22 protein-coding genes are annotated in these 24,133 nt (G+C 64.3%); 7 read left to right on the top strand and 15 right to left on the bottom strand.

Annotated elements, in window-relative coordinates; translation table 11 throughout:
* The first annotated feature begins 72 nt into the window (after positions 1-72).
* The 6 genes from AB4Y32_RS22355 to AB4Y32_RS22330 all read left to right on the top strand — a co-directional run bounded on the left by AB4Y32_RS22355 (position 73) and on the right by AB4Y32_RS22330 (position 7,078).
* Positions 73-1,152, top strand: coding sequence for a tartrate dehydrogenase (locus AB4Y32_RS22355; RefSeq protein WP_368723429.1), 1,080 nt, complete (start codon positions 73-75; stop codon positions 1,150-1,152).
* 33 nt (positions 1,153-1,185) lie between these two features.
* Positions 1,186-2,658, top strand: coding sequence for an NAD-dependent succinate-semialdehyde dehydrogenase (locus tag AB4Y32_RS22350; RefSeq protein ID WP_368723428.1), 1,473 nt, complete (start codon positions 1,186-1,188; stop codon positions 2,656-2,658).
* Entirely contained in the window at positions 2,655-3,638 is a 984-nt protein-coding gene (locus AB4Y32_RS22345; RefSeq protein WP_368723427.1) for a M14 family metallopeptidase, read from the top strand. The genes AB4Y32_RS22350 and AB4Y32_RS22345 overlap by 4 nt, the downstream gene beginning before the upstream one ends.
* Positions 3,639-3,678: 40 nt before the next feature.
* Positions 3,679-4,023, top strand: a complete 345-nt coding sequence (locus AB4Y32_RS22340) for a cupin domain-containing protein (protein ID WP_368723426.1) — start codon at positions 3,679-3,681, stop codon at positions 4,021-4,023.
* 243 nt (positions 4,024-4,266) lie between these two features.
* On the top strand, positions 4,267-5,277 hold the full coding sequence (locus tag AB4Y32_RS22335) for an ABC transporter substrate-binding protein (protein WP_368723474.1): 1,011 nt from the start codon (positions 4,267-4,269) through the stop codon (positions 5,275-5,277).
* Between the two features lie 115 nt (positions 5,278-5,392).
* Positions 5,393-7,078: a GMC family oxidoreductase gene (locus AB4Y32_RS22330; RefSeq protein WP_368723425.1), complete on the top strand. Its 1,686-nt coding sequence runs from the start codon at positions 5,393-5,395 to the stop codon at positions 7,076-7,078.
* Between the two features lie 32 nt (positions 7,079-7,110).
* Here the strand turns inward: AB4Y32_RS22330 and AB4Y32_RS22325 are convergent, their stop codons facing one another.
* From AB4Y32_RS22325 to AB4Y32_RS22305, 5 genes are all read right to left on the bottom strand, one after another.
* The gene (locus AB4Y32_RS22325; protein ID WP_368723424.1) at positions 7,111-7,908 is read right to left on the bottom strand and encodes an ABC transporter permease; all 798 of its coding nucleotides are present in this window, start codon (positions 7,906-7,908) and stop codon (positions 7,111-7,113) included.
* Positions 7,905-8,774, bottom strand: coding sequence for an ABC transporter permease (locus AB4Y32_RS22320; RefSeq protein ID WP_439899821.1), 870 nt, complete (start codon positions 8,772-8,774; stop codon positions 7,905-7,907). Before AB4Y32_RS22320 ends, AB4Y32_RS22325 begins: the two co-directional genes overlap by 4 nt.
* A 38-nt stretch (positions 8,775-8,812) precedes the next feature.
* On the bottom strand, positions 8,813-10,144 hold the full coding sequence (locus tag AB4Y32_RS22315; RefSeq protein WP_368723422.1) for an NAD(P)/FAD-dependent oxidoreductase: 1,332 nt from the start codon (positions 10,142-10,144) through the stop codon (positions 8,813-8,815).
* A gap of 2 nt (positions 10,145-10,146) precedes the next feature.
* Positions 10,147-10,857 (bottom strand): HAD-IA family hydrolase, encoded by a 711-nt coding sequence (locus AB4Y32_RS22310; RefSeq protein WP_368723421.1) that lies wholly within the window; start codon positions 10,855-10,857, stop codon positions 10,147-10,149.
* Between the two features lie 69 nt (positions 10,858-10,926).
* Positions 10,927-12,003: an ABC transporter ATP-binding protein gene (locus AB4Y32_RS22305; RefSeq protein WP_368723420.1), complete on the bottom strand. Its 1,077-nt coding sequence runs from the start codon at positions 12,001-12,003 to the stop codon at positions 10,927-10,929.
* A gap of 101 nt (positions 12,004-12,104) precedes the next feature.
* Here AB4Y32_RS22305 and AB4Y32_RS22300 point away from each other — a divergent pair, with 101 nt between their 5' ends.
* Complete coding sequence (locus AB4Y32_RS22300; protein WP_368723419.1) at positions 12,105-13,076, top strand: LysR family transcriptional regulator; 972 nt, start codon at positions 12,105-12,107, stop codon at positions 13,074-13,076.
* A gap of 129 nt (positions 13,077-13,205) precedes the next feature.
* Here AB4Y32_RS22300 and AB4Y32_RS22295 read toward each other — a convergent pair whose 3' ends face one another.
* The 10 genes from AB4Y32_RS22295 to AB4Y32_RS22250 form a co-directional block, all read right to left on the bottom strand.
* Positions 13,206-13,550 carry a helix-turn-helix domain-containing protein gene (locus AB4Y32_RS22295; protein WP_368723418.1) on the bottom strand — a complete coding sequence of 115 codons (345 nt, stop codon included), beginning with the start codon at positions 13,548-13,550 and terminating at the stop codon, positions 13,206-13,208.
* On the bottom strand, positions 13,547-14,716 hold the full coding sequence (locus AB4Y32_RS22290; protein WP_368723417.1) for an NAD(P)/FAD-dependent oxidoreductase: 1,170 nt from the start codon (positions 14,714-14,716) through the stop codon (positions 13,547-13,549). The genes AB4Y32_RS22295 and AB4Y32_RS22290 overlap by 4 nt, the downstream gene beginning before the upstream one ends.
* Entirely contained in the window at positions 14,713-16,155 is a 1,443-nt protein-coding gene (locus tag AB4Y32_RS22285; protein WP_368723416.1) for an NAD(P)/FAD-dependent oxidoreductase, read from the bottom strand. Before AB4Y32_RS22285 ends, AB4Y32_RS22290 begins: the two co-directional genes overlap by 4 nt.
* Positions 16,134-16,454, bottom strand: coding sequence for a (2Fe-2S)-binding protein (locus tag AB4Y32_RS22280; RefSeq protein WP_368723415.1), 321 nt, complete (start codon positions 16,452-16,454; stop codon positions 16,134-16,136). Before AB4Y32_RS22280 ends, AB4Y32_RS22285 begins: the two co-directional genes overlap by 22 nt.
* The gene (locus AB4Y32_RS22275; RefSeq protein WP_368723414.1) at positions 16,451-18,280 is read right to left on the bottom strand and encodes an ABC transporter ATP-binding protein; all 1,830 of its coding nucleotides are present in this window, start codon (positions 18,278-18,280) and stop codon (positions 16,451-16,453) included. The genes AB4Y32_RS22280 and AB4Y32_RS22275 overlap by 4 nt, the downstream gene beginning before the upstream one ends.
* Positions 18,277-19,233 (bottom strand): ABC transporter permease, encoded by a 957-nt coding sequence (locus AB4Y32_RS22270; protein ID WP_368723413.1) that lies wholly within the window; start codon positions 19,231-19,233, stop codon positions 18,277-18,279. Before AB4Y32_RS22270 ends, AB4Y32_RS22275 begins: the two co-directional genes overlap by 4 nt.
* Positions 19,230-20,186 (bottom strand): ABC transporter permease, encoded by a 957-nt coding sequence (locus AB4Y32_RS22265; RefSeq protein ID WP_368723412.1) that lies wholly within the window; start codon positions 20,184-20,186, stop codon positions 19,230-19,232. The genes AB4Y32_RS22270 and AB4Y32_RS22265 overlap by 4 nt, the downstream gene beginning before the upstream one ends.
* 73 nt (positions 20,187-20,259) lie before the next feature.
* Positions 20,260-21,882, bottom strand: coding sequence for an ABC transporter substrate-binding protein (locus tag AB4Y32_RS22260; protein ID WP_368723411.1), 1,623 nt, complete (start codon positions 21,880-21,882; stop codon positions 20,260-20,262).
* Between the two features lie 66 nt (positions 21,883-21,948).
* Positions 21,949-23,223, bottom strand: coding sequence for an NAD(P)/FAD-dependent oxidoreductase (locus AB4Y32_RS22255; protein WP_368723410.1), 1,275 nt, complete (start codon positions 23,221-23,223; stop codon positions 21,949-21,951).
* Between the two features lie 31 nt (positions 23,224-23,254).
* A complete protein-coding gene (locus AB4Y32_RS22250) occupies positions 23,255-23,923 on the bottom strand; it encodes a haloacid dehalogenase type II (RefSeq protein ID WP_368723409.1) in 669 nt (222 codons plus the stop codon).
* Between the last annotated feature and the right edge of the window lie 210 nt (positions 23,924-24,133).

Here is a 24,133-nt window from a genome sequence, read left to right as displayed (position 1 = left end):
CAAGGTCGTGATGAACGGCCTCTGCCCGACTGATTCCCAACCATCCTGACACTTTCTCAAGAGGAGACGCATATGACCCGCAACTATCGCATCGCTGTGATTCCCGGCGACGGCATCGGCAAGGAAGTGATGCCCGAGGCGTTGCGCGCGCTCGATGTCGTCAGCAAGCGCTATGGCATCGGCCTCGACCATCAGCATATCGAATGGGCGAGCTGCGACTACTACGCACGGCACGGCCAGATGATGCCGGACGACTGGAAAGCGCAGCTGAGCAACGTCGACGCCATTCTGTTCGGCGCGGTCGGCTGGCCCGACACCGTGCCCGATCACATCTCGCTGTGGGGTTCGCTGCTCAAGTTCCGCCGTGAGTTCGACCAGTACATCAACCTGCGTCCCGCACGGCTGTTCGAAGGCGTGCCGTCGCCGCTCGCGGGCCGCAAGGCGGGCGACATCGACTTCATGATCGTGCGCGAGAACACCGAGGGCGAATATTCGTCGGTGGGCGGCACGATGTTCGAAGGCACCGAGCGCGAGTTCGTGATGCAGCAGTCGATCTTCACGCGCAAGGGCTCCGAGCGCGTGCTGAAGTTCGCATTCGATCTCGCGCAGCGCCGCGCGAAGAAGATCACGGTCGCGACGAAGAGCAACGGCATCTCGATCAGCATGCCGTGGTGGGACGCGCGGGCCGCCGAAATGGCCGCGCGCTATCCCGACGTGAAGTGGGACAAGCAGCACATCGACATTCTTTGTGCACGCTTCGTGTTGAATCCCGACCGCTTCGACGTGGTAGTGGCGACGAACCTGTTCGGCGACATCCTGTCGGACCTGGGTCCCGCGTGCACCGGCACGATCGGCATTGCGCCGTCGGCCAACATGAATCCGGACCGCACATTCCCGTCGCTGTTCGAGCCGGTGCACGGCTCCGCGCCGGACATCGCGGGCGAGGGCATCGCCAATCCGGTTGCGATGATCTGGTCGGCGGCGATGATGCTCGATTTTCTCGGCAACGGCCAGGGCAAGGAGCGCGAAGCGCATGACGCGATCCTCGCCGCCATCGAAGCCGTGCTCAAGGAAGGCCCGCATACGGGCGATCTCGGCGGCAAGGCCAGCACGGCGGAAGTGGGCGCGGCCATTGCGCATCGTCTCGCGTGATGGGTCGCGCGTGAACTGCAAAGGAGTGTTCTGATGACACAGCAATACGAGTTGAGCGAACTGATCCGCAGCGACAATTTCATCGACGGCAAGTGGGTGGCGTCAGCTGGCGGCAAGCGCTTCGACGTGACGAACCCGGCGACGGGCGAAGTCATCGCGCAGGTCGCCGACAGTGACGCCGCCGACGCGCGCGCCGCTACGGATGCCGCCGCCCGCGCGTTCCCCGGCTGGCGCGACACGCTGCCGAGGGACCGCGCAGCCGTGCTGCACCGCTGGCACGCGCTGATCGTCGCGAACGCCGACGCGCTCGGCCGCCTGATCTCGCTCGAACAGGGCAAGCCGCTTGCCGAAGGACGCGGCGAAGTGATGTACGGCGCGTCGTATGTTGCGTGGTTCGCGGACGAAGCGACGCGCATCTACGGCGACATCATTCCGCAGCAGCAGCGCGGCAAGCGGATGAGCGCGATCAAAGAACCCGTCGGCATCGTCGCCGCGATCACGCCGTGGAATTTCCCGCTCGCGATGATCGCGCGCAAGATCGCGCCCGCGCTGGCGGCGGGCTGCACCGTCGTCGGCAAGCCCGCCGAAGACACGCCGCTCACCGCCCTCGCGCTCGTGATGCTCGCGCATGAAGCCGGTGTGCCGGCGGGCGTGCTGAACCTGATCCCGGCATCGCGCGAGAACGCGGTGCCTGCCGTTGGCGACTGGCTCGCCGACAGCCGCGTGCGCAAGATCACGTTCACGGGGTCGACGCCTGTCGGCAAGTATCTGGCGCGAGAATCGGCTGGCACGTTGAAGAAGCTGTCGCTCGAACTGGGCGGCAACGCACCCTTCATCGTGTTCGACGACGCCGACCTCGATGCCGCCGTCACCGGCATGCTCGCCGCGAAATTCCGCAACGGCGGGCAGACCTGCGTATGCCCGAATCGCGTGTATGTGCAGTCGGGCGTGTACGAGCGCTTCGCGGACCTGCTGGCAACGCGCGTCGCCGCGCTCAAGGTCGCGCCCGCCACCGATCCCGCCGCACAGATCGGCCCGATGATCAACGCGCGCGCCATCGACAAGATCGCGCGCCATGTCGACGACGCCGTGAGCCGCGGCGCGCGCGTGCTGACGGGCGGCAAGCGCCTGCCCGAACTCGGCCCGAACTACTACGCGCCCACTGTGCTCGCCGACGCGACGCCCGACATGCAACTGAGCTGCGAAGAAACCTTCGGCCCTGTCGTGCCGCTGTTCCGCTTCGACCACGAAGCCGAAGCGATTCACGCCGCCAACGACACGCCGTTCGGCCTCGCGTCGTACTTCTACAGCCAGGACGTGCGGCGTATCGACCGCGTCGCGCGGCAGCTCGAAGCAGGCATCGTCGGCATCAATGAAGGCGCGCTCGCGAGCGAAGCCGCGCCGTTCGGCGGCGTGAAGGAGTCGGGCTATGGCCGCGAAGGCTCGAAGTACGGCCTCGACGATTACCTGTCGATCAAATACCTCTGCCAGGGCGGGCTCGAATGAACGCGCACGCTTACCCGATCGAACTCGCGTTTCCCGACATCGCCGCACACGAGCGCAGCGACACGGGCATTCCGTACGTCAGCACCTTCGAATCAGGCATCGCCGGCCCGCACGTGATGATCAACGCGCTCACGCACGGCAACGAAGTGTGCGGCGCGATCGTCGTCGATGCGCTGCTGCGCGCGAAGCTGCGGCCACGGCGCGGCAAGCTGACACTCTCGTTCGCGAACGTCGATGCGTATGCACGTTTCGATCCGTCGCGCCCCGACGCGGCGCGTTTCGTCGGTCAGGACTTCAATCGCGTGTGGACTGCGCAAACGCTCGACAACGCCGCACTCGATTCCAGCGAGCTGCGCCGCGCACGCGCGATGCGGCCCGTGATCGATACCGTCGATCTGCTGCTCGACCTGCATTCGATGCACGAAAAGAGCAAGCCGTTGATCGTCGCCGGGCCGCTCGACAAGGGCATCGCGCTTGCCCAGACGCTCGGCACGCCAGCGACCGTGATCTGCGACGAAGGCCATCCCGAAGGACGCCGGATGCGCGATTACGAAGGCTTCGGCGATCCGCACAGTGTGAAGAACGCGCTGCTGATCGAATGCGGGCAGCATTGGGAGGCGGGCGCCGTGGCCGTCGCGCGCGATGTCACGGCACGCTTTCTGGTGCTGTCGGGTGTCATCGGCGAAGAGGATGTGCCGCCAGGCTGGATCATGCCGCTGCCCGACGAAATGCTGATCGTGCGCGTGACGGAACCCGTCGTCGCGACGAGCCTCGACTTTCGCTTCGCAGATCACTACACGGGGCTCGAAGTGTTTCCCGATGCGGGCAGCGTGATCGGCTGGTCGGACGGCCAGACCGTGCGCACTCCGTATCCCGATTGCATGCTCGTGATGCCGTCGCTCAGGCAATTGCGTCCGGGCGTGACGGTCGTGCGGCTCGGGAGGATCGAGCGGCGGATCGCGAGACACAGTGAGCAATGAGCGTTGCTGTCATTCCAACCATCGTCGACGAACACACGAGATGAAAGTCCAGCAGATCAAACAAGGCATTGCATTGCAGGGGCTGGAAGACTGGGGCACGGCCGGTCTTCCGGGCACGCCGGAGATCAGGGTATCGGGCGTGCAGAAGGTGATACGCGGCAGCGAGGCGATCGACACGGGCATCTTCGAATGCACGCCCGGCACCTACCGCCGCTCGGTCAAGCAAGCCGAGGTCATGCATTTCCTGAGCGGCCGTGGCCGCTTCACACCCGACGGCGAAGACGCCGTCCACTTCACGGGCGGCGACACGCTGTTCTTCGAAGCCCATACAGAAGGCACATGGGAAGTCGAAGAGACGATGCGCAAGGTCTACGTGATCTTCTGACGGCATGCGATTGGTAAGAGCCCTGGTGACATGCGCAGCAAGCGTCTGACATAACACTACGTCATGGGGACTCCAACAATTCCGGCGTTGCTCCGTCGATATTGACTCACTATATTTTCAATCAGTCCCGCGCTGTTCTCGCGCAAGCCGGAAGCGCGGCAGCACGACCTGGAAGATGTTTTTTCGCTTCAACCGTGTCGAGGAAAAGTCGTGATCAACAGACCCAAGTTGCGCCCTTTAGTTATGACGCTCGTGCTGAGCATCGCGGGGATGGCGCCCGCCTTCGCAGCGGGAAAAATCACCTTCGTCTCGCAAGGCGGCACCTATCAGGAAGCCCAGACCAAGGCGATCCTCGACCCTGCCGCGAAGCAGTTGGGCATCACGATCAACCAGGACAGCATTCCCGACGCGTGGCCGCAGATCAAGGCGCAAGGGGCGACGGGCAAGCCGATCTGGGACGTGGTCGATACGCCGACATCGAACTGTCTGCGGGGCGGCCGCGAAGGTCTGCTGGAAAAGCTGGACTTCTCGAAGATCCCGAATGCGGCGTCGGTGCCGGAAAAATATCGCACGCCCTACTCGGTCGCCTATGAGTTCTATTCGACCGTCATCGGCTACAACAAAAAGAACCTCAAGAAAGTGCCGCAAAGCTGGAAGGACTTCTGGGACGTGAAGAACTTCCCCGGCACGCGCGCGCTTCGCAACGATCCGCAGACCGTGCTCGAAGCGGCGCTGCTCGCGGATGGCGTGTCGCGCGACAAGCTCTATCCGCTCGACGTCGATCGCGCGTTCAAGAAGCTTCAGCAGATCAAGCCGGACATTACCGTGTGGTGGACGTCGGGCGGCCAGTCGGCGCAACTGCTGCACGACGGCGAAGTCGACATGACGATGATCTGGAACGGCCGTGCAAGCGCCGTAAAGAAGGATGATCCCGATGTGGACTTCACGTTCAACGACGGCATTCTGCAGAACACGCAGTTGTGCGTGCTGAAGAACGCGCCGAATCTGCCCGAAGCGATCAAGTTCGTCAACGCGGCCGTGTCGCCGGAGTTGCAAGCCAATTTGCCGCTCTATATCGACTACGGCCCCGGCAATCCCGCTGCGTTCAAGACGGGCAAGATCACGGCGAAGCGCGCCAGCGAGCTGCCGAGCTCGCCGGAAAACGCTCAGAAGCAGGCGTTGATGTCCGAAGAATGGTGGGCATCCGATGCCGGCATTCAGGCAAAAGCGCGCTGGCTGAAGTTCATGCAGTAAGCAGGCCGTCGTCCATCGTCATTCAGGCGCCCGCGGGAACGTCGTTCGTTGCGGGCGTTTTTCATTTCATCGGCTCGCGCGCCGTTGTTGATCCGCGCGCCTCATACGATTCGACGTGATCGACTATCTGATTCTGGGCGGCGGATCGGCTGGATGCGTGCTGGCCGCACGCCTTTCCGAAGACGCCAGCAAGTGCGTGTCTCTGATCGAAGCGGGCCGCGACATTTCGCAGACAACCATGCCCAATGCGATCCGCAGCCGCTATCCGGGCCGCGCCTATCTCGACGTGAACAACATCTGGCAGCAACTGAAGGCGCGCATGAGCGCGCCTGCGGCGCTGCGCCGCTATGAACAGGCGAAGCTGCTGGGCGGCGGCTCGGCGATCAACGCGTTGATGGCCAATCGCGGCGCCCCCGCCGATTACGACGAATGGGAAGCGCTCGGCGCGCGCGGTTGGAACTGGCAAGCGTGTTTGCCCTACTTCCGCAAGCTCGAATCCGATTGCGATTTCGACGGCGAACTGCATGGCGCAATTGGGCCCGTGCGAATTCAGCGCACGCCATGGTCGCGCATCTCGCCGTTCGTGCGAGCGGTGCTCTGCACGTTGCAAGCGCGCGGCCATGCGCTGCGTGACGATCAGAACGGTCCGTGGGAAGACGGCGTGTTCATTGGCTCGATTGCGGTGAGCGCGGCGGGCGAACGCATTCCGACTTCCGTCTGCTATCTCAGCGACACTGTGCGCGCGCGCAAGAACCTGTCGATCCGCACGGGCCTCGTGGTCGAGCGGATTCTGTTCGATGGGCAGCGCGCGACGGGCGCGCGCATTCTGCGTGCCGATGGTTCGCACGAAGACGTGCTCGCTGCGCGCATGATCGTCAGCGCGGGCGCGATTCATAGTCCCGCACTGCTGCTCAGAAGCGGCATCGGTCCCGCCAGCGATCTCGCGGCGCTCGGCATCGAGGTGCGCGCGGATCGCGCGGGCGTAGGACGCAACCTGATGGAGCATCCGTCGATTGCCGTGTCGGCATTTCTGCCGCGCGTCGCCCGCACGCCGTTTCCCGACGAGCATCACGAGCAGGCCATCGTGCGCTTTTCGTCGGGGCTGCCCGATACGGTGCCCGGCGACATGCACGGCGCAATCCTGTCGCGCTCGGGATGGCATTCGGTCGGCTATCGGCTCGGAACGATCTTCTTCTGGGTCAACAAGTCGTATTCGCGCGGGCAGGTGAAGCTCGCGTCGGCGAGCCCGTTCGAGGAGCCGCACGTCGACTTCGCGATGCTGTCGGACGGGCGCGACCTCGAACGGCTGAAGCTCGCGTTGCGCTTCGGCGCGCGGACGCTGGCCGCGCCTTCGATGGCCGCGCATCGGGATATCGTGTTCCCGTCGAGCTATTCGCCGCGTGTTGCGGCCGTTGCCGTGCCGGGCGTGTGGAATGCTCTCCAGCGCGGCGCATTGAGCGCGCTGCTCGATATCGCGGGGCCGTTGCGTGGGCCGCTGGTTCGCCGCGTGGTCACGCAGGGGGTGTCGATCGGAGAACTGCTGGCCGACGATGAGGCGATGACGGCGTTCGTGACGCGCTCGGTCGGCGGAACGTGGCATCCGTCGGGTACCTGCCGGATGGGTGATGCACGCGATCCGCTGGCGGTGACCGATGCGAACGGCGCCGTGCACGGCGTGGAAGGACTGCATGTCTGCGATGCGTCGCTGATGCCGTCGATTCCGTGCGCGAATACGAATGTGCCGACGGTGATGATGGCGGAGCGGGTGGCGGAGTTGCTTAAGGGATGCGCAGCGGTGTGATGCGCTTCCACTCCTGCTTCCGTGGAAAGAAATCAGGCACGCGCAACCGCCGACGAACGGCGGCTCACGACGACGATCATCACGAGGCACAACGTCAGCGCCGTCAGCATCGTGCTGATCGCGGCAATGGTCGGATCGATCTCGTCACGCAGCGTGACGAACATGCGCCGCGTCAACGTCTGATTCGAGCCGCCCGAAATGAAGAGCGCAACGACCGTCTCATCGAGCGCCTGAATGAACACGAACACCGCGCCGGAGATGACGCTCGCCTTGATCTGCGGCAGCGTCACCGCCATGAAGCTGCGAAAACGGTTCATGCCGAGGCTGCGCGCGACCATCTCCTGCGTGCGGTCGAAGGTCCGCAAATCCGCGCCGACCGAGATGAGCACATACGGCAGCCCCAGCATCGTATCGGCGACGATCAGCCCGCCCAGCGTGTTCACGTATCCCGCTTGCGTGAACACGAAGAACACGCCCACCGCGACGATGATGATGGGGACCATCAAAGGCAGCATCAGCAGCGTGCGCAGATACTTCATCGACCAGTGCGAGCCGTGCTGAATCCCATACGCAGCGGCGATGCCGAGCGGCGTCGCGATCAGCGCGGCGCATACGGAGGCCGTCAACGTGACGCGCGCCGCGTCGATCCACGCAGGGTTGTCGAAGAACGAGTGATACCAGCGCAGCGAATAGGCAGGCGGCGGGAACGTCATGAACCGCGTATCGGAGAACGACAGCGGCACGACGATCACCACGGGCAACATCAGGAACACGAGGATCAGCACGACGCCCGCGCCGAGCGTGAACCTTCCGAACGAGATCTTGTTCATTTCGCGCCCAGGGTCTTTTCGAGTGGAATCACGCGGCTCGCGGCATAGAAGATCGCGAACACGCAGATCAGCAGCACGACGCTGACGGCGCTCGCCGCGCCCCAGCTGTTATAGATCTCGACGTTGCGGCTCACGACCATCGAGACCATGATCGACTTGCCGCCGCCCATCAGTTCAGGCGTGATGTAGAAGCCGAGACACAGCACGAACACGAGCGTCACGCCCGCCACGACGCCGCTCATCGACAACGGCAGGAACACGCGCCAGAACACATGCAGCGGCGAGCCGCCGAGGCTCGCGCCCGCCTGCGACAGGTTGGCGGGAATCTTCTGCATCGCGGAGTAAAGCGGCAGCACCATAAACGGCAGCAGGATATGCACCATCGCGATGATCGTGCCGAACTGGTTATACGCAAGCTGCACGGGTCTGTCGATCAAACCCATCGACATCAGCGCCTTGTTCACGAGCCCCGTGCGTTGCAGCAGCACGAGCCACGCATAGGTGCGCACGAGCACGCTGGTCCAGAACGGCAGGATCACCATGCCGAGTATCAGCGCGCTCCATTTCGGCGGGACGGATGCCGCGAAATACGCGACGGGATAGCCGAGCAACAGCGTAATGCCTGTCACGATGAAGCTCAGCCTGAACGTCAGCAGGAAGGTGTCGAGATATGTGCCTGTAAAGATGCGCCGATAGTTGGCGAGCGTGAACGCGCCATCGTGATAGACCGACTGCCACGAAAGCCACGCGAGCGGCAACACGAGCAGCACCACGACGACGAACAGCGCAGGCCCCATTAACAGCAGCATCGTGCGATCTTCGCGACGCTGATGTCGAACCGACGGATCGATCGTAGCGGCCTGCATTACAGTCTGTTCCTGAAATGTCCGTTTGACTGTCGTCATCATGCACCCACGGCGTCGAGAAACTGATACCACGCAGCGACGATCCGAACGCCCGGCGCGCGCAGCGAATGAAACGGCACGGGCCGCAAGCCCTCCTGTGCGAGCAACGCAAGCTCGGGCTTCTCGCCGAGCGCCAGCGCGGCCGCATGCTGGCCGATCAGGCTCGCCATCGCGACGCCTGCTCCGTTATACCCAAGACAGAATGTCGTGACATCATCGCTGCGCCCGACATGCGGCAACGCGTTGAACGTCATCCCGACATAACCCGACCACCCGTACTCGACCCGTACGCCGGCGAGATTGGGAAAGAGCGAGACCATCGAGCGCTGCAACGCGTCGAAGCCCGTTGCCTGGCCCTCCTTGCCGAACGCATCGCGGCCGCCGAACAGCATGCGCCCGTCAACCTTGCGAAACCACTTCATCATGCGGCGCGTCTCGGTGTAGCTGCGCCGGTTGACCATCAGCTTCGCGTCGAGTTCCGCAGGCAGTCTTTCCGTGGCGATCATCGCGCTGCGAAACGGCACGAGTTCGCGTTGATAGGGAGAAGTCGCGTTCGTGAGATTCGAGTAGGCATTGGTCGCGACGAGCACCTGCTTCGCGCGCACCGTGCCGCCGGGTGCGCGCAGCATGACCCCTTCCTGCACGCGCTTCATGTCGAGAACCGGCGTCGATTCGTAGATGGGGACGCCGCGCGCCGTCAGGCCACGTGCGATGCCGCGCACGTACTCGAGCGGCAGGATTGTGCCCGCGTCGGCGCTCAGCACGCCGCCGACAAAACCTTTCGATCCCGTCTCGTGCGTCACTTCCTCGTGCGATAGAACCGTCATCGACGTATCGCCCAATTGCGTGCGCACCCAGTCGGCTTCGGCGCGAATCGACGCGAACGCGCGCTCCGTGTGCGCGCAACGAAGACTGCCTGTGTGTTCGAAGCTTGCACGCCCGATCTTGAACTCGTCGACGAACTGTTCGACGACGCGCACGCCGTCATGCGCGAGCCGATGCATGCGCTTCGCCGTATCGAGATCGTAGGTGCTCGCGATCGATGGAAACGACAGCCGGAATTTCGACGACACCACGCCGCCATTGCGGCCGCTCGCACCCCAGCCGACAGGATTCGCGTCGAACACCGCACAGTCGACGCCGCGCTTTTGCAGCGCATACGCCGCCGCGAGGCCCGAATACCCGGCGCCGATGATCGCCACATCGACGATCAGATCGCGCGAGAGCGGCGAGCCCGTGCTGACAGGCGCGTGCATGACGGGCGAACGCGCAGCCATCGCCCGCCAGAGCGAATCCGGCTGCGGCCTGTGCGGTGTCGTTGGCGCGAGCATGATCAGGCGGCGCGCGCTTCGGCTTCGACGGCATCCGCGAGCGCAGCGAGCGTCGCGAACCTGAACGTCGGCTGGGTGACGTTTTCGGGAACGGGCGTTGCGCCGAAACCCTTCATGCCCTGGCGACGCTCGATCCAGCAGGTCGCGTAACCCAGCTTCGTCGCGATGCCGATGTCGTGATACTGGCTCTGCGCGGTGTGCAGAATCTCGCTGAACTTGTAGCCGAACGCAGCCTGACGTCCGCGGTTATAGGCGAAGAACTGCGGATCGGGTTTCGCTACCCCCGTTTCGTCGCAACACACGGTGTCGTCGAACGGATCGTCGAGCGTGTGCGCATACGCCGACAGCGCGACGCGATCCGCATTCGTCATCGCGACGAGACGATAGTGCTTGCGCAGGCGCTTCAACGCAGCGACGGAATCCTCGAACGCGGGCCAGTCGAGCACGTCGCGCTGGAATGCAGCGGCCGATTGCGCATCGTCGGGCAGGCCAAGTTCTTTCGCGAGATACAGATACACGTTCGCCATCTCGTCGCTCGAACGGCCGGGATATGTCGCGCGGCCGCGCATATACGGTTCGAAGATCTCGTCGTCGGTCAGGTCTTTCGCTTTCGCGCCGCCCAGACGCCGTACGGACGCGAGCACGCCCTTCTCGAAGTTGATTAGCGTGCCGACAACATCGAACGTCAGAACCTTGAAATCGGTGAGCTTCATTTGCATCATCCTTTGCAGTTTGCGTGAATCGCGTAAGACAGAATGCCCGTGCACAGGCGGCGAGAGAAATCAGGCGGACACGACGATCGTGTCCTGAGGATCGAGCGCGACGGTCATCTGCGCACCCGGCGATGGAATGCGCCGGCGCGCTTCGTGGCTGCCGGGCTGTCTCAAGCTGATGGCCGTGCCGTCGGCGAGCGAGGCGAACACGCGCAAGCTCTCACCCTGGTACAGCACTTCCGTGACACGGCACGACAGACGGTTCGCGCTTGCGTGCGCATCGCCGCCGTCAATCACGAGCTTTTCAGTCTGCACCGCGAGCAACAGCTTTTCACCGCGCGGCAGCCGATGCGCGGTGCGCAACACGGCATCGCCGAGACGCACGGCATCGTCGCCGGCGCGGCTCACGTCGAGCAGCGTCGCTTCGCCGATGAAGCTCGCGACAAACGCATCGCAGGGCCGGTCATAGAGACGCTCGGGCGTGTCGATCTGCACGAGCCTGCCGTCCTTCAGCACGGCGACGCGGTCGCTCATCGTGAGCGCTTCGCGTTGATCGTGCGTGACATTGATGATGGTCGCGCCGAGCTTGCGATGCAGTCGGCGCAGTTCGATCTGCATGGTCTCGCGCAATTGCTTGTCGAGCGCGGAGAGCGGTTCGTCCATCAGGATCAGTTGCGGCTCGAACACCATCGCGCGTGCGAGCGCCACGCGCTGACGCTGGCCGCCCGACAACTGGCTGATGTTGCGAGCCTCGTAGCCGCTCAGTTCCACCATGGCGAGCGCATCGGCGACTTTCTTCGCCCAGCCCGCTTTCGGCTCGCGGCGCGCGCGCAACGGAAAGGCCACGTTCTCGCCGACCGTCATGTGCGGAAACAGCGCATAGTTCTGGAACACGATGCCGATATTGCGTTTGTGCGGCGGCACAAATGTAACGTCGTGCTCCCCGACCCAGACTGCGCCGGAGGTCGGCTGAACGAAGCCGCCGAGAATGCCGAGCAGCGTCGTCTTGCCCGAACCGGACGGCCCGAGCAGCGACACGAATTCACCGGGTGCGATATCGAGCGACACGTCGTCCAGCGCGACCACCGGACCGTAACGCTTCGTTGCCGACCGGATCGATACTCCCGTTTTCGCTCGTGCGTCCATTGCGTATCTCTCGCTGGAAAGGGGTGACTTGAGAAAAAATATAAGTCCCGTTCTTTTTGACGGCAATTCCCAAATTGTTGGACCAGGCATAACATCAAGTCATGCCAAACCTTCGCAGGAAACTCCCGAGCGCCAATGCGCTGTTTGTGTTCGAAGCGGCCGCCCGTTGCGGCAACTTCACGCGCGCGGCGCAGGAGCTATACGTGAGCCAGCCCGCCGTGAGCCGCATGCTGGCGCGCATGGAGGACCATATCGGCGTGCGTCTGTTCGAGCGCGTCCGCGGTGGCATCGAGCTGACCGAAAGTGGCAGGGTTCTGTACCGCGCGATCTCGGAAGGCTTCAATGGGATCGAAAACGCAATCAGGGAAATCGAGGCCCGTGCGACGGGTGTCGAGTTGGTCATGCTGTCGGTATCGACGGGCTTCACCACGCACTGGCTGATGCCGCGCATGGGCCGCCTGAATCAGGCTTTTCCCAATATCGACTTGCGCTTCCAACTGATATCGGGGCGCATCGGCGGTCCGCTCAATGACGTGGACCTGGGCATGCGCTTTCTGCACGATGGGGAGATCGACGAGAACGCGGTGCTGGTGATGCCCGAAACGCTCTTGCCCGTGTGCAACCAGCGCTATCAGGAGATTTCGCAGACTGACGCGGGCCGCCAACACGGCGACACAGTCATCGTAATGGACGACGAGCAGCGCGGCTGGCACGAGCGCTTCGACGCGTTCGCCGGACACGCACGGCACGTCGCCGGCATGCTGAGTTTCAGCGACTACGCGATCGTCGTGCAGGCCGCCCTGCTTGGCCAGGGCATGGCGCTCGGCTGGCTCAATGTCGTGTCGCACTGGCTGGCGCAAGGCGCATTGCTGCCTGCCGAAGAAGAGATCATCGTGACGAACCGGCGCTGCTGTCTGGTGATACCAGCGAACAAACCGCTACGGCCTTTCGTCGCGAATGTGCGCGACTGGCTGATCGAAGAGATGTGCAACGATTTGCGGATCGTCGAGAAGAAGTACCCTGGGCTAAGGTTGCGGGAAACTATGGAGCAGAAGGGGCTCAAGTTCGGGTAAGCGGCAGCTTTTTGTGCCTGCCGCGCTGGTGGTTCTTTTTGCGTTTGTGCTGTCATCCGCGCATGCGCCTACGCCGCGGATGCCAGGCAGAATAAATATGAACCAGCTAAAACTCATTGGCGAGTTCCCTCACCTCGCCCCTCGCGCATGCTGCAGGAACATGCTCGGCGTCATGCCGCAAAACCGCTTGAAGTGGCGCGCCAGATGACTCTGATCGAAGAAACCGACCTCCGTCGCCACCACCGATCCGGGCACGCCCGCCAGCAGCAAGCTCTGCGCGCGCCGCACGCGTACGTCGCATAGATACCTGTACGGCGAAAGCCCGATCTGCTGCCTGAATACAGTGGCAAACCGCGACACGCTAAGGGCCGACAGTTCGGCCAGTTGCGCGAGGCTCACAGTCTTGTCGAAATTCGCTTCGATATAGGCGAGCGCATCGCCGAGAGTCACGGACGACCGGTTGACGGCACTCATGAAGAAACCTCGATAGTGGCCGATGCACCTCGCGATTGCGCGGCGCACTGAAATCGTCCGATCGAAAACGATTCGAGCGGAATTGGCGTGCTGCCCGTGTCCATCAGCTCGGCCAGCGTCTCGCCGACGCCCGGACCGATCTGGAATCCCGATCCGCTGAAACCGAATGCATAGAAGAGCCCGTCGGCCTTCGCGCTCGGCCCGATCACCGGCTCGTAATCGGGCAGATAGCTTTCGACGCCGCTCCACACGCGAATCACATGCAACGGCGCGAGCGCGGGCACGAGGCGGCGGAACTGCGCGATCTGCTGCACGGTGTTTTCGGGCAGCACCGACGCGCGCCGTGTCGCGGCATCAGCGGGACCCGGCGGCCCGCCGCCGAGCACGATATTGCCGCGCGGAATCTGCCGGAAATAGACGCTCTCTTCCTTGATCGACGTATACACGCCCATCGACGACCTGAACACGTATGGCACGGGCTCCGTGACGGCCATCTGCGGTCCGCGCGCGACGAGCGGCACCGGTTCGCCGAATTGCGTCGACAGGACGTTCGCCCATGCGCCCGCGCAGATCAACACCTGCTCCGCGCGATAGACGTTGCCCGCCGCGCTCTCGACGCGAAAGCCGCCCGCTTCGTTCTCGACACGCACGATCTCGGTGTTCTCGACGATGCGCGCGCCTAGACGCGCCGCCGCGCGCCCAAATGCAGGCGCGGCAAGACGCGGATTCGCGTGACCGTCGAGCGGCGAAATGGATGCGGCTAACACCTCGCGGCCCAGAAACGGAAAGCGCCTGAACATCGCCGCGCCTTCGAGCACTTCGAGATCGAGGTCATGCACACGGGCCTCGACGGCATAGCGGTGAAAATACTCGGCGTCGTGCGCGTGGTAGCACACGCGCGTATGGCCCGACGGCAAAAACTCGACGTCTTCTCCAAGCAGTTCTTTCGAACGGCGCCAGGTATCGAGCGCGCGATTGGCCATCGCGAGCTGTGTCATCGCGCGACCCTGGCGGCGCACGCCGCCGAAGTTGACGCCGCTCGCCTGTTGTCCCGTCAATCCGCGTTCGAGAAGGATCACCGAACGCTGTCTGCGGCGCAGAAAAAACGCCGTCGACGTCCCGACGATCCCGCCGCCGATCACGATCACATCGGCACGATCACTCATTCGCTGCACTCCTGTGCGCGGCTGTCTGTTTGTTGTTCGGAATCGCGTCGAACTGCGCGTTTCGGCACGAGCGCCATCGGCAGCGGCTTGACAGGCGCCTGGCCGCGCAGCCGTCCGACTGCTTCGAGCGGCACGCGTGCCTCGGCTGCGATCACTTCGGCGCCCGCATGTGCGCAATAGCGCCCCTGGCAACGGCCCATGCCGACACGCGAAAACGCCTTCGCGCGATTCGCTTCCTTCGCGCCCATGTCGCGCACGACACGCCGCAATTCGCCTGCCGTGATCGCCTCGCAACGGCACACAATCGTGTCATCGGGCAGCGCCGCAGCAAAGCGCGCGGGCCACGGAAACGCCACTCGCAAGCCCGCTGCGAAGCGCGTGAAGCGCGCCAGTTCCGTGCGCAACTGCAAAGCGCCTTCGCGTTCGATGCCCGCATCGTGCAGCGCGGCCAACGCGGCGAGCCGGCCCGCGCGTTCCGCCGCATCGGCGCCGCGCACGCGTGCGCCGTCGCCCGCCAGATAGACGCCCGCGACGCTGCTGCGGCCATCCGCGTCGATATGCGGAAGCCACGTCTGCGTCGCGTGGTCGAAGCGGAATTCGCAGCCTGCGAGATCGGCAAGCTGCGTCTCGGCACGCAAGTGATAGCCGAGCGCAACGGCATCGCATTTCACGTCGAGCGTCGCGCCGTTGGCGAGCGTCACGCGAACGCCCGTCACGCCGTGCCCGGACGAACCATCGATTGCAACGGGCGTCACGCCGCGATGAACGGGCACGCGGGCGCGACGCAGAACCTTCATCAGCGCGACGCCCTTGCGCAACGTCGAAGGCATCGCGAGCAATTGGGGCAGCGCGCGCATGCGCTGTGCGAACGTCGATGTATCGAGCACCGCGCTCACCTTCGCGCCCGCCTTCACGTACTGCGCGGCCACCAGATACAGCAACGGCCCTGTGCCCATCATTACGGTGCGCGCGCCTACCGCACAGCCTTGCGATTTCAGCGCAACCTGCGCGCCGCCAAGACTGAACGTGCCCGCGTGATGCCAGCCCGGAACGGGCATCAGCCGATCCGTCGCGCCACTGCATACGATCAGCGCATCGAACGCGAGTTCGTCGTAGCGCGAGCCACTCACGACATGCAATGCCTTCGGCCCGATATTCCAGACAAGCGTGTCGGGCAGATAGTCGATCCGCGCGCGCAACGCATCGAAGTCGCGATGCAGCGACGCGGCACGCGCCGCCTCCGTCCCATACAGCGTTTCATACGAGCGCGAGAAGCCTTCCGGCTGACGTCGATAAATCTGACCACCGTCACGACGCCCTTCATCGATGACGGTCGGACGCAGCCCCGCTTCGACGAGCGCCTGTGCCGCCCGCACACCCGCCGGCCCAGCACCGATCACGATCACCTTCCACTGCTTCAGGTCCCGATGCGTGGCCATACGCCCTCCCCGACGAGCGCGACGCGCGTGACGATCGACATGCCCGGCGCGGCGAAGGTCGTGCAGGCGCGCACGCGTTCGCCTTGCATCGTCCAGACCCAGCAGTCCTGGCACGCGCCCATCAGGCAAAAGCCCGCGCGGCGGCCGTCGCCGAACTCGGAATCGCGCAACGTGTCTTGCGTCGTCAGCAACGCGACCATCAGCGTGTCGCCTTCGGCCACCTGCGTGACAAGGCCGTCGACGGTAATGTCGAACGTCTTGCGTCCCGTTTCCGCCACCCTCACGAAGCGCGCGTTCATGCCGTCACCGTATCAGGCGACTGCATGCGCATCAGTTCCGCTGCCGAATGGTGGCAGCGAACCTGCGCACCCGAAGGCATTAGCACGATCGAAGGCGGCACGAGGTTGCACTTGCCATCGATGCGCGCAGGACAGCGCGCGCGGAAACTGCACAGGTCGCTCGAATCGCTGGCAGGACCCATCGACGGCAACGCGCCGCCCGTCAGCGCACGCCGCGAATCGAGCCAGCCGGGCCGCAGCGCGGGCACGGAATCGACCAGCAGGCCTGTGTACGGGTGATGCGGCGGCGCCGCCAGCACGCTCCGCTGGCCGGCTTCCACGCATTGACCGGCATAGAGCACGATGACGTCCTCGCAGATCGCACGCACCGTTGAAATGTCGTGGCTGATGAACATGTACGACACGCCCAGTTCGCGGCGCAATTCCGCGAGCAGATCGAGGATCGCTGCGCCGACCACTGTATCGAGCGCAGACGTCACCTCGTCGCAAAGAATCAGCGCGGGGTTCGCGGCGAGCGCGCGTGCCAGATTCACACGCTGCTTTTGCCCGCCCGACAGACCACCTGGCTGGCGCTTTGCAACCGATGCAGGCAGCCTCACCAGATCGAGCAGTTCCAGCATCCGCTTATGCGCCGCAGCGCCGCGCAGGCCGTGATAGAAGCACATCGGGCGCGCGAGGATGTCGGCGATCGTGCGGCTCGGATTGAGCGCGGTGTCGGCATTCTGAAAAACTATCTGCACGCGCCGGTATTGATCGGGTGTGCGCTCGGAGAGCTTCGCGGGCAGGGGCTTGCCGTCGAGCAATATGTCACCGCGCGCGCGATCCACCAGCCCCGCCACGACGCGCGCGAGCGTCGTCTTCCCAGAGCCCGATTCGCCGACCACGCCGAGCGCGCTGCCACGCGCAATCTTCAGGCTCACGTCGTCGAGCACACACACGGCGGGCACGCCGTTCGCATCGATGCGTCCATAGCCCGCGCTCAGGTTGCGGATCTCGAGCAGCGGCGGCGGGTTGTCCTTCAAGGGCGATACCGGCTCCGGCTCGGGACGCCGGGTCGCCGCGAGCAACTGACGCGTGTATTCGTCGGCGGGCGCATCGAGCACTTGCACCGTCGTGCCGTTCTCGCGCACCTTCCCTCCGTTGAGCACGACGATGCGGTCCGCCATCTGCGCGACCACGGCCAGATCGTGCGACACGTACACGGCCGTCGTGCCGAGTTCGCGGATCACTTTCTTGAACGCGGCGAGCACTTCGATCTGCGTGGTCACGTCGAGAGCCGTGGTCGGTTCGTCGAACACGACGACGGCGGGATCGGTAATCAGCGCCATCGCCGCCATCAGCCGCTGCAACTGCCCGCCCGACACCTGATGCGGATAGCGCGAGCCGATCGTTTCCGGCGCAGGCAGCGCGAGCGAGCGGAACAGCTCGACGGCCTTGGCGCGCGCGGCGGCAGGCGCCATCAGCTTGTGCAGCAGCGCGGGCTCCGTCACCTGGTCCATGATCGTGCGCGCGGGGTTGAAACCCGCCGATGCGCTCTGCGCAACGTATGCGACGGTGCGCGCGCGCAACGCGCGCCGTTCTTGCTCATCGAGCGACAGCACATCGACGCCGCCGATCTTCACCGACCCGCCCGCAATCGAACACCCGCCGCGCGCGTGCCCGAGCAGCGAAAGCGCGATGGTCGTCTTGCCCGAACCCGATTCGCCGATCAGCGCGAGCACTTCGCCCTTCTTCACGGAGAAATCGACACCCTTGACAATCTCGACGACGGCATCGGGCGCGGTGCCTGCAACCACGCGCAGGCCTTTCACTTCGATCATGCTCATTGGCCGCCTCCGTGAGCGCGCGCGCCGTGGCGGCGCAGGCTGTCGATCAGCAGATTCATGCCGACCGTCAGTGTCGCGATCGCGACGGCAGGCATCAGCACGGCGGGCGCGCCTTCCGCAAGACCGCCGATGTTCTCGCGCACGAGCGAACCCCAATCGGCATTCGGCGGCTGCACGCCGAGGCCGAGAAAGCTGAGGCCCGAGAGCAGCAACACGATGAACACGAAGCGCAGGCCGAAGTCTGCGAGCATCGGGTGAATCATGTTGGGCAGCACTTCGACGCGCGCGATGTACAACAGACCTTCGCCGCGCGCCTTCGCGACCTGTACGTATTCGAGCGTCATCAGGTTGACGGCGAGCGAGCGCGAGATGCGAAACGCGCCGGGAATATAGGCGAGCGCGGCGACCATGATCAGCATCGGCACCGACGAGCCGAACGCGGCAATCACGACGAGCGCGAGCACCTTGCTCGGAATGGAGATCAGCGCGTCGAACAGTCGGCTCAGGATTTCGTCGACCCATCGCCCGGACACGGCGGCGACGAGACCGAAGAAGGTGCCAACGCAGCTCGCGAGCACCGTCGCTGCGAGTGCAAGCCCAACCGTGTATTGGGTGCCATAAAGCACGCGGCTCAGCATGTCGCGGCCCAGGTAATCGGTGCCGAGCGGATGCGCGGCGCCGTACGCGCCGAAGATTTCCGTCGACGTCACCGCGCCGCCTTTGTACGGCGCGACCAGCGGTCCAATGAACGCGACGCCGAGCCAGAACACGACGATCGCGAGACCAATCAGGCCGAGCAACGAAAAGCGGTTCACGAGGCGGCGCAATGAACCGCGTTTGACGACTTCCGTTTCGACGGGCACCTCCTGCACGGCATCGGCACAAAGCTCGCCGTCTTCGTCGGGCACCGCGTACAGCACGGTCGTTGCATGAGATGTGGCGGGTCGGTTCATCGTTGACGCAGCCTCGGGTTGTAGATGATTTGACAGAGGTCGGCGATCAGCACGAGCGCGAGATACGCGGCGCAGAACACCATCACGCAGCCTTGCACGAGCGGCATGTCGCGGTTCGTGACGGCATCGACCATCAGGCTCGCGAGGCCCGGATAGTTAAAGATCGACTCGACGATCACCACGCCGCCGAACAGATACGACAGACTCAATGCGACGGCGTTGGCAATCGGGCCGATCGTGTTGGGCAGCACATGACGCAATACGATGCGCATCGGCGACGCGCCCTTGAGCAGCGCCATCTCCACGTACGACGCATTGAGCTGGTCGAGCACCGCGGCGCGCGTCATGCGCGCCATCTGCGCGACGATCACGCAGCACAGCGTCATCACGGGCATCGCGTAGATGCGCACCAGCGCGCCGAACGACGTCACCTCGGACAGATACGACAATGCCGGCAGCCAGCGCAGCTTCACCGCGAAGACCAGCACGGCGACAGTCGCGATCAGAAACTCGGGCACGGCCACGGTCGACAGCGTCAGCACGTTGAGCACGCGGTCGAGCAGCGAGCCGCGAAACATCGCCGACAGAATGCCGATCACGAGCGCGACAGGCACCGACACGAGCGCCGTCAATCCCGCAAGCACCAGCGAGTTAGGCAGGCGCGTCGCGATCAGCTCGCTGACAGGCAGGTTGTTCGACAGCGACGTGCCGAAGTTGCCAGTCACGACATGCATCAGCCACTGGACATATCGCTGCAGCGCGGGCTGATCGAGGCCGAACTGATGGCGCAAGGCCGCGACCTGCTCGGGCGTCGCCGCCTGGCCGAGCGCCTGTTGCGCGGCGTCGCCCGGCAGCAGGCCCGTGATCGCGAACACGATCGCCGACACCAGCAGCAGCGTCAGCAACGCAAGACCGAGGCGCGCGGCGATGAGACGTTGCGCGTGGGCTTTCATCGGATATCGCCTCCTTCGTTGAAGCCGCGTGCCGCACGTCGGCGGCACGCGTGATGGCGGATCGTGCCCAGGCTCAGGCCTCGAGCCAGACATTTTCCGCGAACGTGAAGCCCATCAGGCCCGCTAGCGGAATCGAGCCGAGGCCCTTGAGCTTCGACGTATGCGCGTCGAGCGAACTCTGGAACAGCGGAATACCGATGCCGCCGTCTTCATGGACGACCTGCTGCATGTCGCCGTAGATCTTCTTGCGCTTCGCGTCGTCCGGTTCGCCGCGCGCGGCGACCAGCATCTGGTCGAACCTGGGGTTCTTCCAGTTCGCTTCATTCCACGGCGCGTCGGACTTGAAGAACTGCGTGAACAGCACATCGGCGCTCGGGCGCGCATTGATGTTGCCGTAGCCAAGCGGATGCTTCATCCAGTGATTCGACCAGTAGCCGTCCGCGGGCACGCGCGCCACCTGCAGGTTCAGGCCCGCTTGCGGCGCGACCTGCTGCAGCAGCATCGCCATTTCGACGGAGCCTTCGGCGGCAGGCGATGCGTACAGTTGCACGGGCGCGCTGCCGAGCTTCGCCTTCTGGAAATAGAACTTCGCCTTGTCCGTATCGAATGCGCGTTGCGGCAGACCAGCCATGTAGTACTTGTTGGTCGGATCGATCGGCTGGTCGTTGCCGATTGCGCCATAGCCGCGGAACACCGCGCGGCGAATCTGCTCGCGATCCATCAGGTGCATCATGCCGCGCCGGAAATCGGTCGTGCCCGTGATGCCGCCTTCGTCGCGCATGATCAGGTCCGTGTACGCGCCCGTCTTCGTTTCGAGCACCGAGAAGCCCGGCGTGCCCTTGATGCGGTCGGTCGAGCGCGGGCTCACTGCGTTGATCAGTTGCACGTCGCCGGAAAGCAGCGCGTTCACGCGCGCGGATTCGTCACCGATGCCGATCAGTTCCACCTCGTCGAGATGCGGCATGCCGGGCTTCCAGTATTTCTCGTTGCGCACGCCGACCGTGCGCACGCCCGGCGAGAACTCCTTCAGCTTGAACGGCCCGGTGCCGACGGCTGTTTTGAAGTCCGTCGTGCCGTCCTTGACGATGAGGAAGTGCGAGGTCGCGAGAATCACGGGCAGATCCGCGTTCGCGCCTTCGAGCGTGATCGTCACTTCGTTCGGGCCCGTCGCCTTCGCTTCCTTGATCTGGTCGGCGAGCGTCTTCGCCTTCGAGCCGACAGCCGGGTCCTTGTGACGCATCAGCGAATAGATGACGTCGTTCGTCGCGAGCGACTTGCCGTCATGGAATTGCACGCCGCTGCGCAGCTTGACGACCCACACGGTCGCGTCCTTCGTTTCCAGTGATTCGGCGAGCGCCATCTTCGCGCCGAGGTGCGAGTCGAGTTCCGTCAGGCCGTTGTAGAACATGTTGGCGCGCACGTAGTCGGTGCCGAGCGCGCCCTTGGCGGGGTCGAGCGTATCGGCTGCGGACGACGACTGCGTCGCCACGCGGATCTTGCCGCCCTGCTTCGGCTTGCCCTGCTGCTGCGCGAATGCGGCGCTGCTCGTCGCCAGCAGGCCCGCACCCGTCAGCGACATCAGTCCGCCCGCCGCCATCGCGCGCAGGACATCGCGTCGCGATGCGCCGCGCCGCGTCAACTCTTCGAGCCGGATGCCGGCATGGGCGACTGCTTCAGGCGATTTATCGATGCTCATGAAACTCTCCGCGTCAGATGGTCATGGGGAAATCGGCAGCTTCGGGCTGTCTGTGTGGAAGCAATGTCAGTAGAAAATGTCTTTGATCTGGAAATACGCGCCGACGAGCGGCAAAAACCACGGCTTGCCCGTGTGCCCCGGAATGGCGGGCCAGTCGAAATCGCGCCACGGATTCGCGGCCGCATTGCCGCCGATCACCTCGGCCATCGCCTGGCCCATATGCGTCGACATCTGCGTGCCGTGGCCGCTGTAGCCCATCGAAAAGTAGACGCCGTCGTGCTGGCCCGCACGCGGCAAACGGTCCGCCGTGATATCGACGAGTCCGCCCCAGCAATAGTCGATGCGCGCGCCGGCGAGGCTCGGGAACATCTGCGCGAGACTCGCCTGCAGGATGCGGCCGCTCTTCGCATCGGAAGGCCGTTCGGACGCGGTGAAGCGCGCGCGTCCGCCGAACAGCAAACGCGAATCGGACGTGACGCGGAAGTAGTTGTGCATCAGGCGGCTCGTCGTGTACGAGCGGCGCTTCGGCAGCAGGCGCGCGAGCTGATTAGCGGGCAACGGTTCCGTCACGACGATGAACGAGCCGACAGGCGCGAGCCTGCGCCGGTACCATGCGAACGGACCATGCCGCGACGGACCCGTCGCGATCAGTACCTGATGCGCGCGCAACGTGCCGCGCGCCGATTCGATGCGCCACGCGCCGTGATCCTTCTCGATCGACGTGACGGCGGCATGCTCGAAGATGCGCGCGCCGCGAAGCGCCGCCGCGTTCGCGAGCCCGACGGCGAACTTGCCCATATGCATCTGCCCGCCGCGTTTTTGCAGCAGTCCGCCGTAAAAACAGTCCGACTCGACTTCGCTGCGAATGCGCTCGCGCGCGATGATCTCGACATCAGGATCGACTTCACGGCTAATCAGCTCAGCCGTGTGCTCGAGATGTTCGAGATGACGCGGCTTTGCGGCGAGCTTCAATTTGCCCGACGCGAGATAGTCGCAATCGATCCTCTCTTCGCGAATCAGCCGCTCGACGGTATCGACAGCGGCCGCATACGCCCGATAGCAGCCCTGTGCGCGCTCGACGCCCAGTTGCTCGCGCAGCGCCGCATAGTCCTGCGCGACGCCCGTGTTGCACTGGCCGCCGTTGCGCCCCGACGCGCCACCGCCGACGCGCCCGGCGTCGAGCACCGCCACCGTTGCGCCGCGCTTGCCCAGCGCGAGCGCGGCGGACAGCCCCGTGAAACCGCCGCCGATCACGGCGACGTCGACATGGCCTTCGACGGGACCCTCGCTTGCCTGAATGCCGGCAGGCGCGGTATCGAGCCAGTAGGAGTCGAGTTTCATCAGGTGTCCTCGCGTGAGCGACGAGCGTGAATCAGAGGCCGAGTTTCGTCGCGAGATCGCCGATCGTGTCGACTTCGTAGTATTCGTAGTACGGCGTGCCCGGCTCGTGGCCACGGTTGACGAACGCCTTGTGCTTGATGCCCATGTCGTGCGCTGTCATCAGGTCGTAGCGCAGGCTCGACGAAACGTGCAGCACGTCGCCCGGATTGCAGTTCAACTGATCGAACATGTACTCGAAGCCCTGCATGCGCGGCTTGTACGATTGCGCCTGCTGCGCGGTGAACACGCGGTGGAACGGCGCGCCGAGCTTGTCGACATTGCTCTGGATCTGGTCGTCCGAGGCGTTCGACAGGATCACGAGCTTGTACTTCCTTGCAAGACGCGACAGACCTTCCGGGACGTCCGGATGCGGGCCCCACGTCGGCACGGCGAGGTAGAACTTTTCGGCCTCCGCTTCATTGAACTCGACGTTCATGCGCTTGCACGCGCGGCGCACGGCATTGACGATCACGTCTCGATACGGCTTCCACGCGCCGAGCACTTCGTCGCGGCGATAGCCCGCGAAGAACGCGACGAACTGCTCCAGCTCGGCGCCATGCAGGCGATTGCCGTACATCTCGCGGGCCATGTCGGCCATACGGAACTTCGTCAGCGTGCCATAGCAGTCGAACGTGATGTACTTCGGCTCGAAATCGATCATGGTGTCAGTCCTATCGTGATGTGAACCCCGTGCGGCGACCCATACGGGACCCATCTGGAGTTCAGTGGCGAAAACAGGAAACCTCGTCCCTGTGGAAAATTTAAACAGTGCAAAAAGTACAGATGTCGCTGATTCGAGTGGCTCCGGCGATACAAACCACGCGTTTTGAGTGGCGTCGGCAGCAGACTATGCGGCGCCGTTTCCCGCATA

Source organism: Paraburkholderia phymatum (assembly GCF_040965635.1).
Taxonomy (GTDB): Bacteria; Pseudomonadota; Gammaproteobacteria; order Burkholderiales; family Burkholderiaceae; genus Paraburkholderia; species Paraburkholderia phymatum_B.
This window is presented reverse-complemented; position numbering and strand designations above follow the sequence as displayed.

What these genes read in the sequence shown, in the direction of transcription:
- AB4Y32_RS22355 (WP_368723429.1), top strand. Translation starts at nt 73, where the DNA reads ATGACCCGCAACTATCGCATCGCTGTGATTCCCGGCGACGGCATCGGC.
- AB4Y32_RS22350 (WP_368723428.1), top strand. Translation starts at nt 1,186, where the DNA reads ATGACACAGCAATACGAGTTGAGCGAACTGATCCGCAGCGACAATTTC.
- AB4Y32_RS22345 (WP_368723427.1), top strand. Translation starts at nt 2,655, where the DNA reads ATGAACGCGCACGCTTACCCGATCGAACTCGCGTTTCCCGACATCGCC.
- AB4Y32_RS22340 (WP_368723426.1), top strand. Translation starts at nt 3,679, where the DNA reads ATGAAAGTCCAGCAGATCAAACAAGGCATTGCATTGCAGGGGCTGGAA.
- AB4Y32_RS22335 (WP_368723474.1), top strand. Translation starts at nt 4,267, where the DNA reads ATGACGCTCGTGCTGAGCATCGCGGGGATGGCGCCCGCCTTCGCAGCG.
- AB4Y32_RS22325 (WP_368723424.1), bottom strand. Translation starts at nt 7,908, where the DNA reads ATGAACAAGATCTCGTTCGGAAGGTTCACGCTCGGCGCGGGCGTCGTG.
- AB4Y32_RS22320 (WP_439899821.1), bottom strand. Translation starts at nt 8,774, where the DNA reads ATGCAGGCCGCTACGATCGATCCGTCGGTTCGACATCAGCGTCGCGAA.
- AB4Y32_RS22315 (WP_368723422.1), bottom strand. Translation starts at nt 10,144, where the DNA reads ATGCTCGCGCCAACGACACCGCACAGGCCGCAGCCGGATTCGCTCTGG.
- AB4Y32_RS22310 (WP_368723421.1), bottom strand. Translation starts at nt 10,857, where the DNA reads ATGAAGCTCACCGATTTCAAGGTTCTGACGTTCGATGTTGTCGGCACG.
- AB4Y32_RS22305 (WP_368723420.1), bottom strand. Translation starts at nt 12,003, where the DNA reads ATGGACGCACGAGCGAAAACGGGAGTATCGATCCGGTCGGCAACGAAG.
- AB4Y32_RS22300 (WP_368723419.1), top strand. Translation starts at nt 12,105, where the DNA reads ATGCCAAACCTTCGCAGGAAACTCCCGAGCGCCAATGCGCTGTTTGTG.
- AB4Y32_RS22295 (WP_368723418.1), bottom strand. Translation starts at nt 13,550, where the DNA reads ATGAGTGCCGTCAACCGGTCGTCCGTGACTCTCGGCGATGCGCTCGCC.
- AB4Y32_RS22290 (WP_368723417.1), bottom strand. Translation starts at nt 14,716, where the DNA reads ATGAGTGATCGTGCCGATGTGATCGTGATCGGCGGCGGGATCGTCGGG.
- AB4Y32_RS22285 (WP_368723416.1), bottom strand. Translation starts at nt 16,155, where the DNA reads ATGGCCACGCATCGGGACCTGAAGCAGTGGAAGGTGATCGTGATCGGT.
- AB4Y32_RS22280 (WP_368723415.1), bottom strand. Translation starts at nt 16,454, where the DNA reads ATGAACGCGCGCTTCGTGAGGGTGGCGGAAACGGGACGCAAGACGTTC.
- AB4Y32_RS22275 (WP_368723414.1), bottom strand. Translation starts at nt 18,280, where the DNA reads ATGAGCATGATCGAAGTGAAAGGCCTGCGCGTGGTTGCAGGCACCGCG.
- AB4Y32_RS22270 (WP_368723413.1), bottom strand. Translation starts at nt 19,233, where the DNA reads ATGAACCGACCCGCCACATCTCATGCAACGACCGTGCTGTACGCGGTG.
- AB4Y32_RS22265 (WP_368723412.1), bottom strand. Translation starts at nt 20,186, where the DNA reads ATGAAAGCCCACGCGCAACGTCTCATCGCCGCGCGCCTCGGTCTTGCG.
- AB4Y32_RS22260 (WP_368723411.1), bottom strand. Translation starts at nt 21,882, where the DNA reads ATGAGCATCGATAAATCGCCTGAAGCAGTCGCCCATGCCGGCATCCGG.
- AB4Y32_RS22255 (WP_368723410.1), bottom strand. Translation starts at nt 23,223, where the DNA reads ATGAAACTCGACTCCTACTGGCTCGATACCGCGCCTGCCGGCATTCAG.
- AB4Y32_RS22250 (WP_368723409.1), bottom strand. Translation starts at nt 23,923, where the DNA reads ATGATCGATTTCGAGCCGAAGTACATCACGTTCGACTGCTATGGCACG.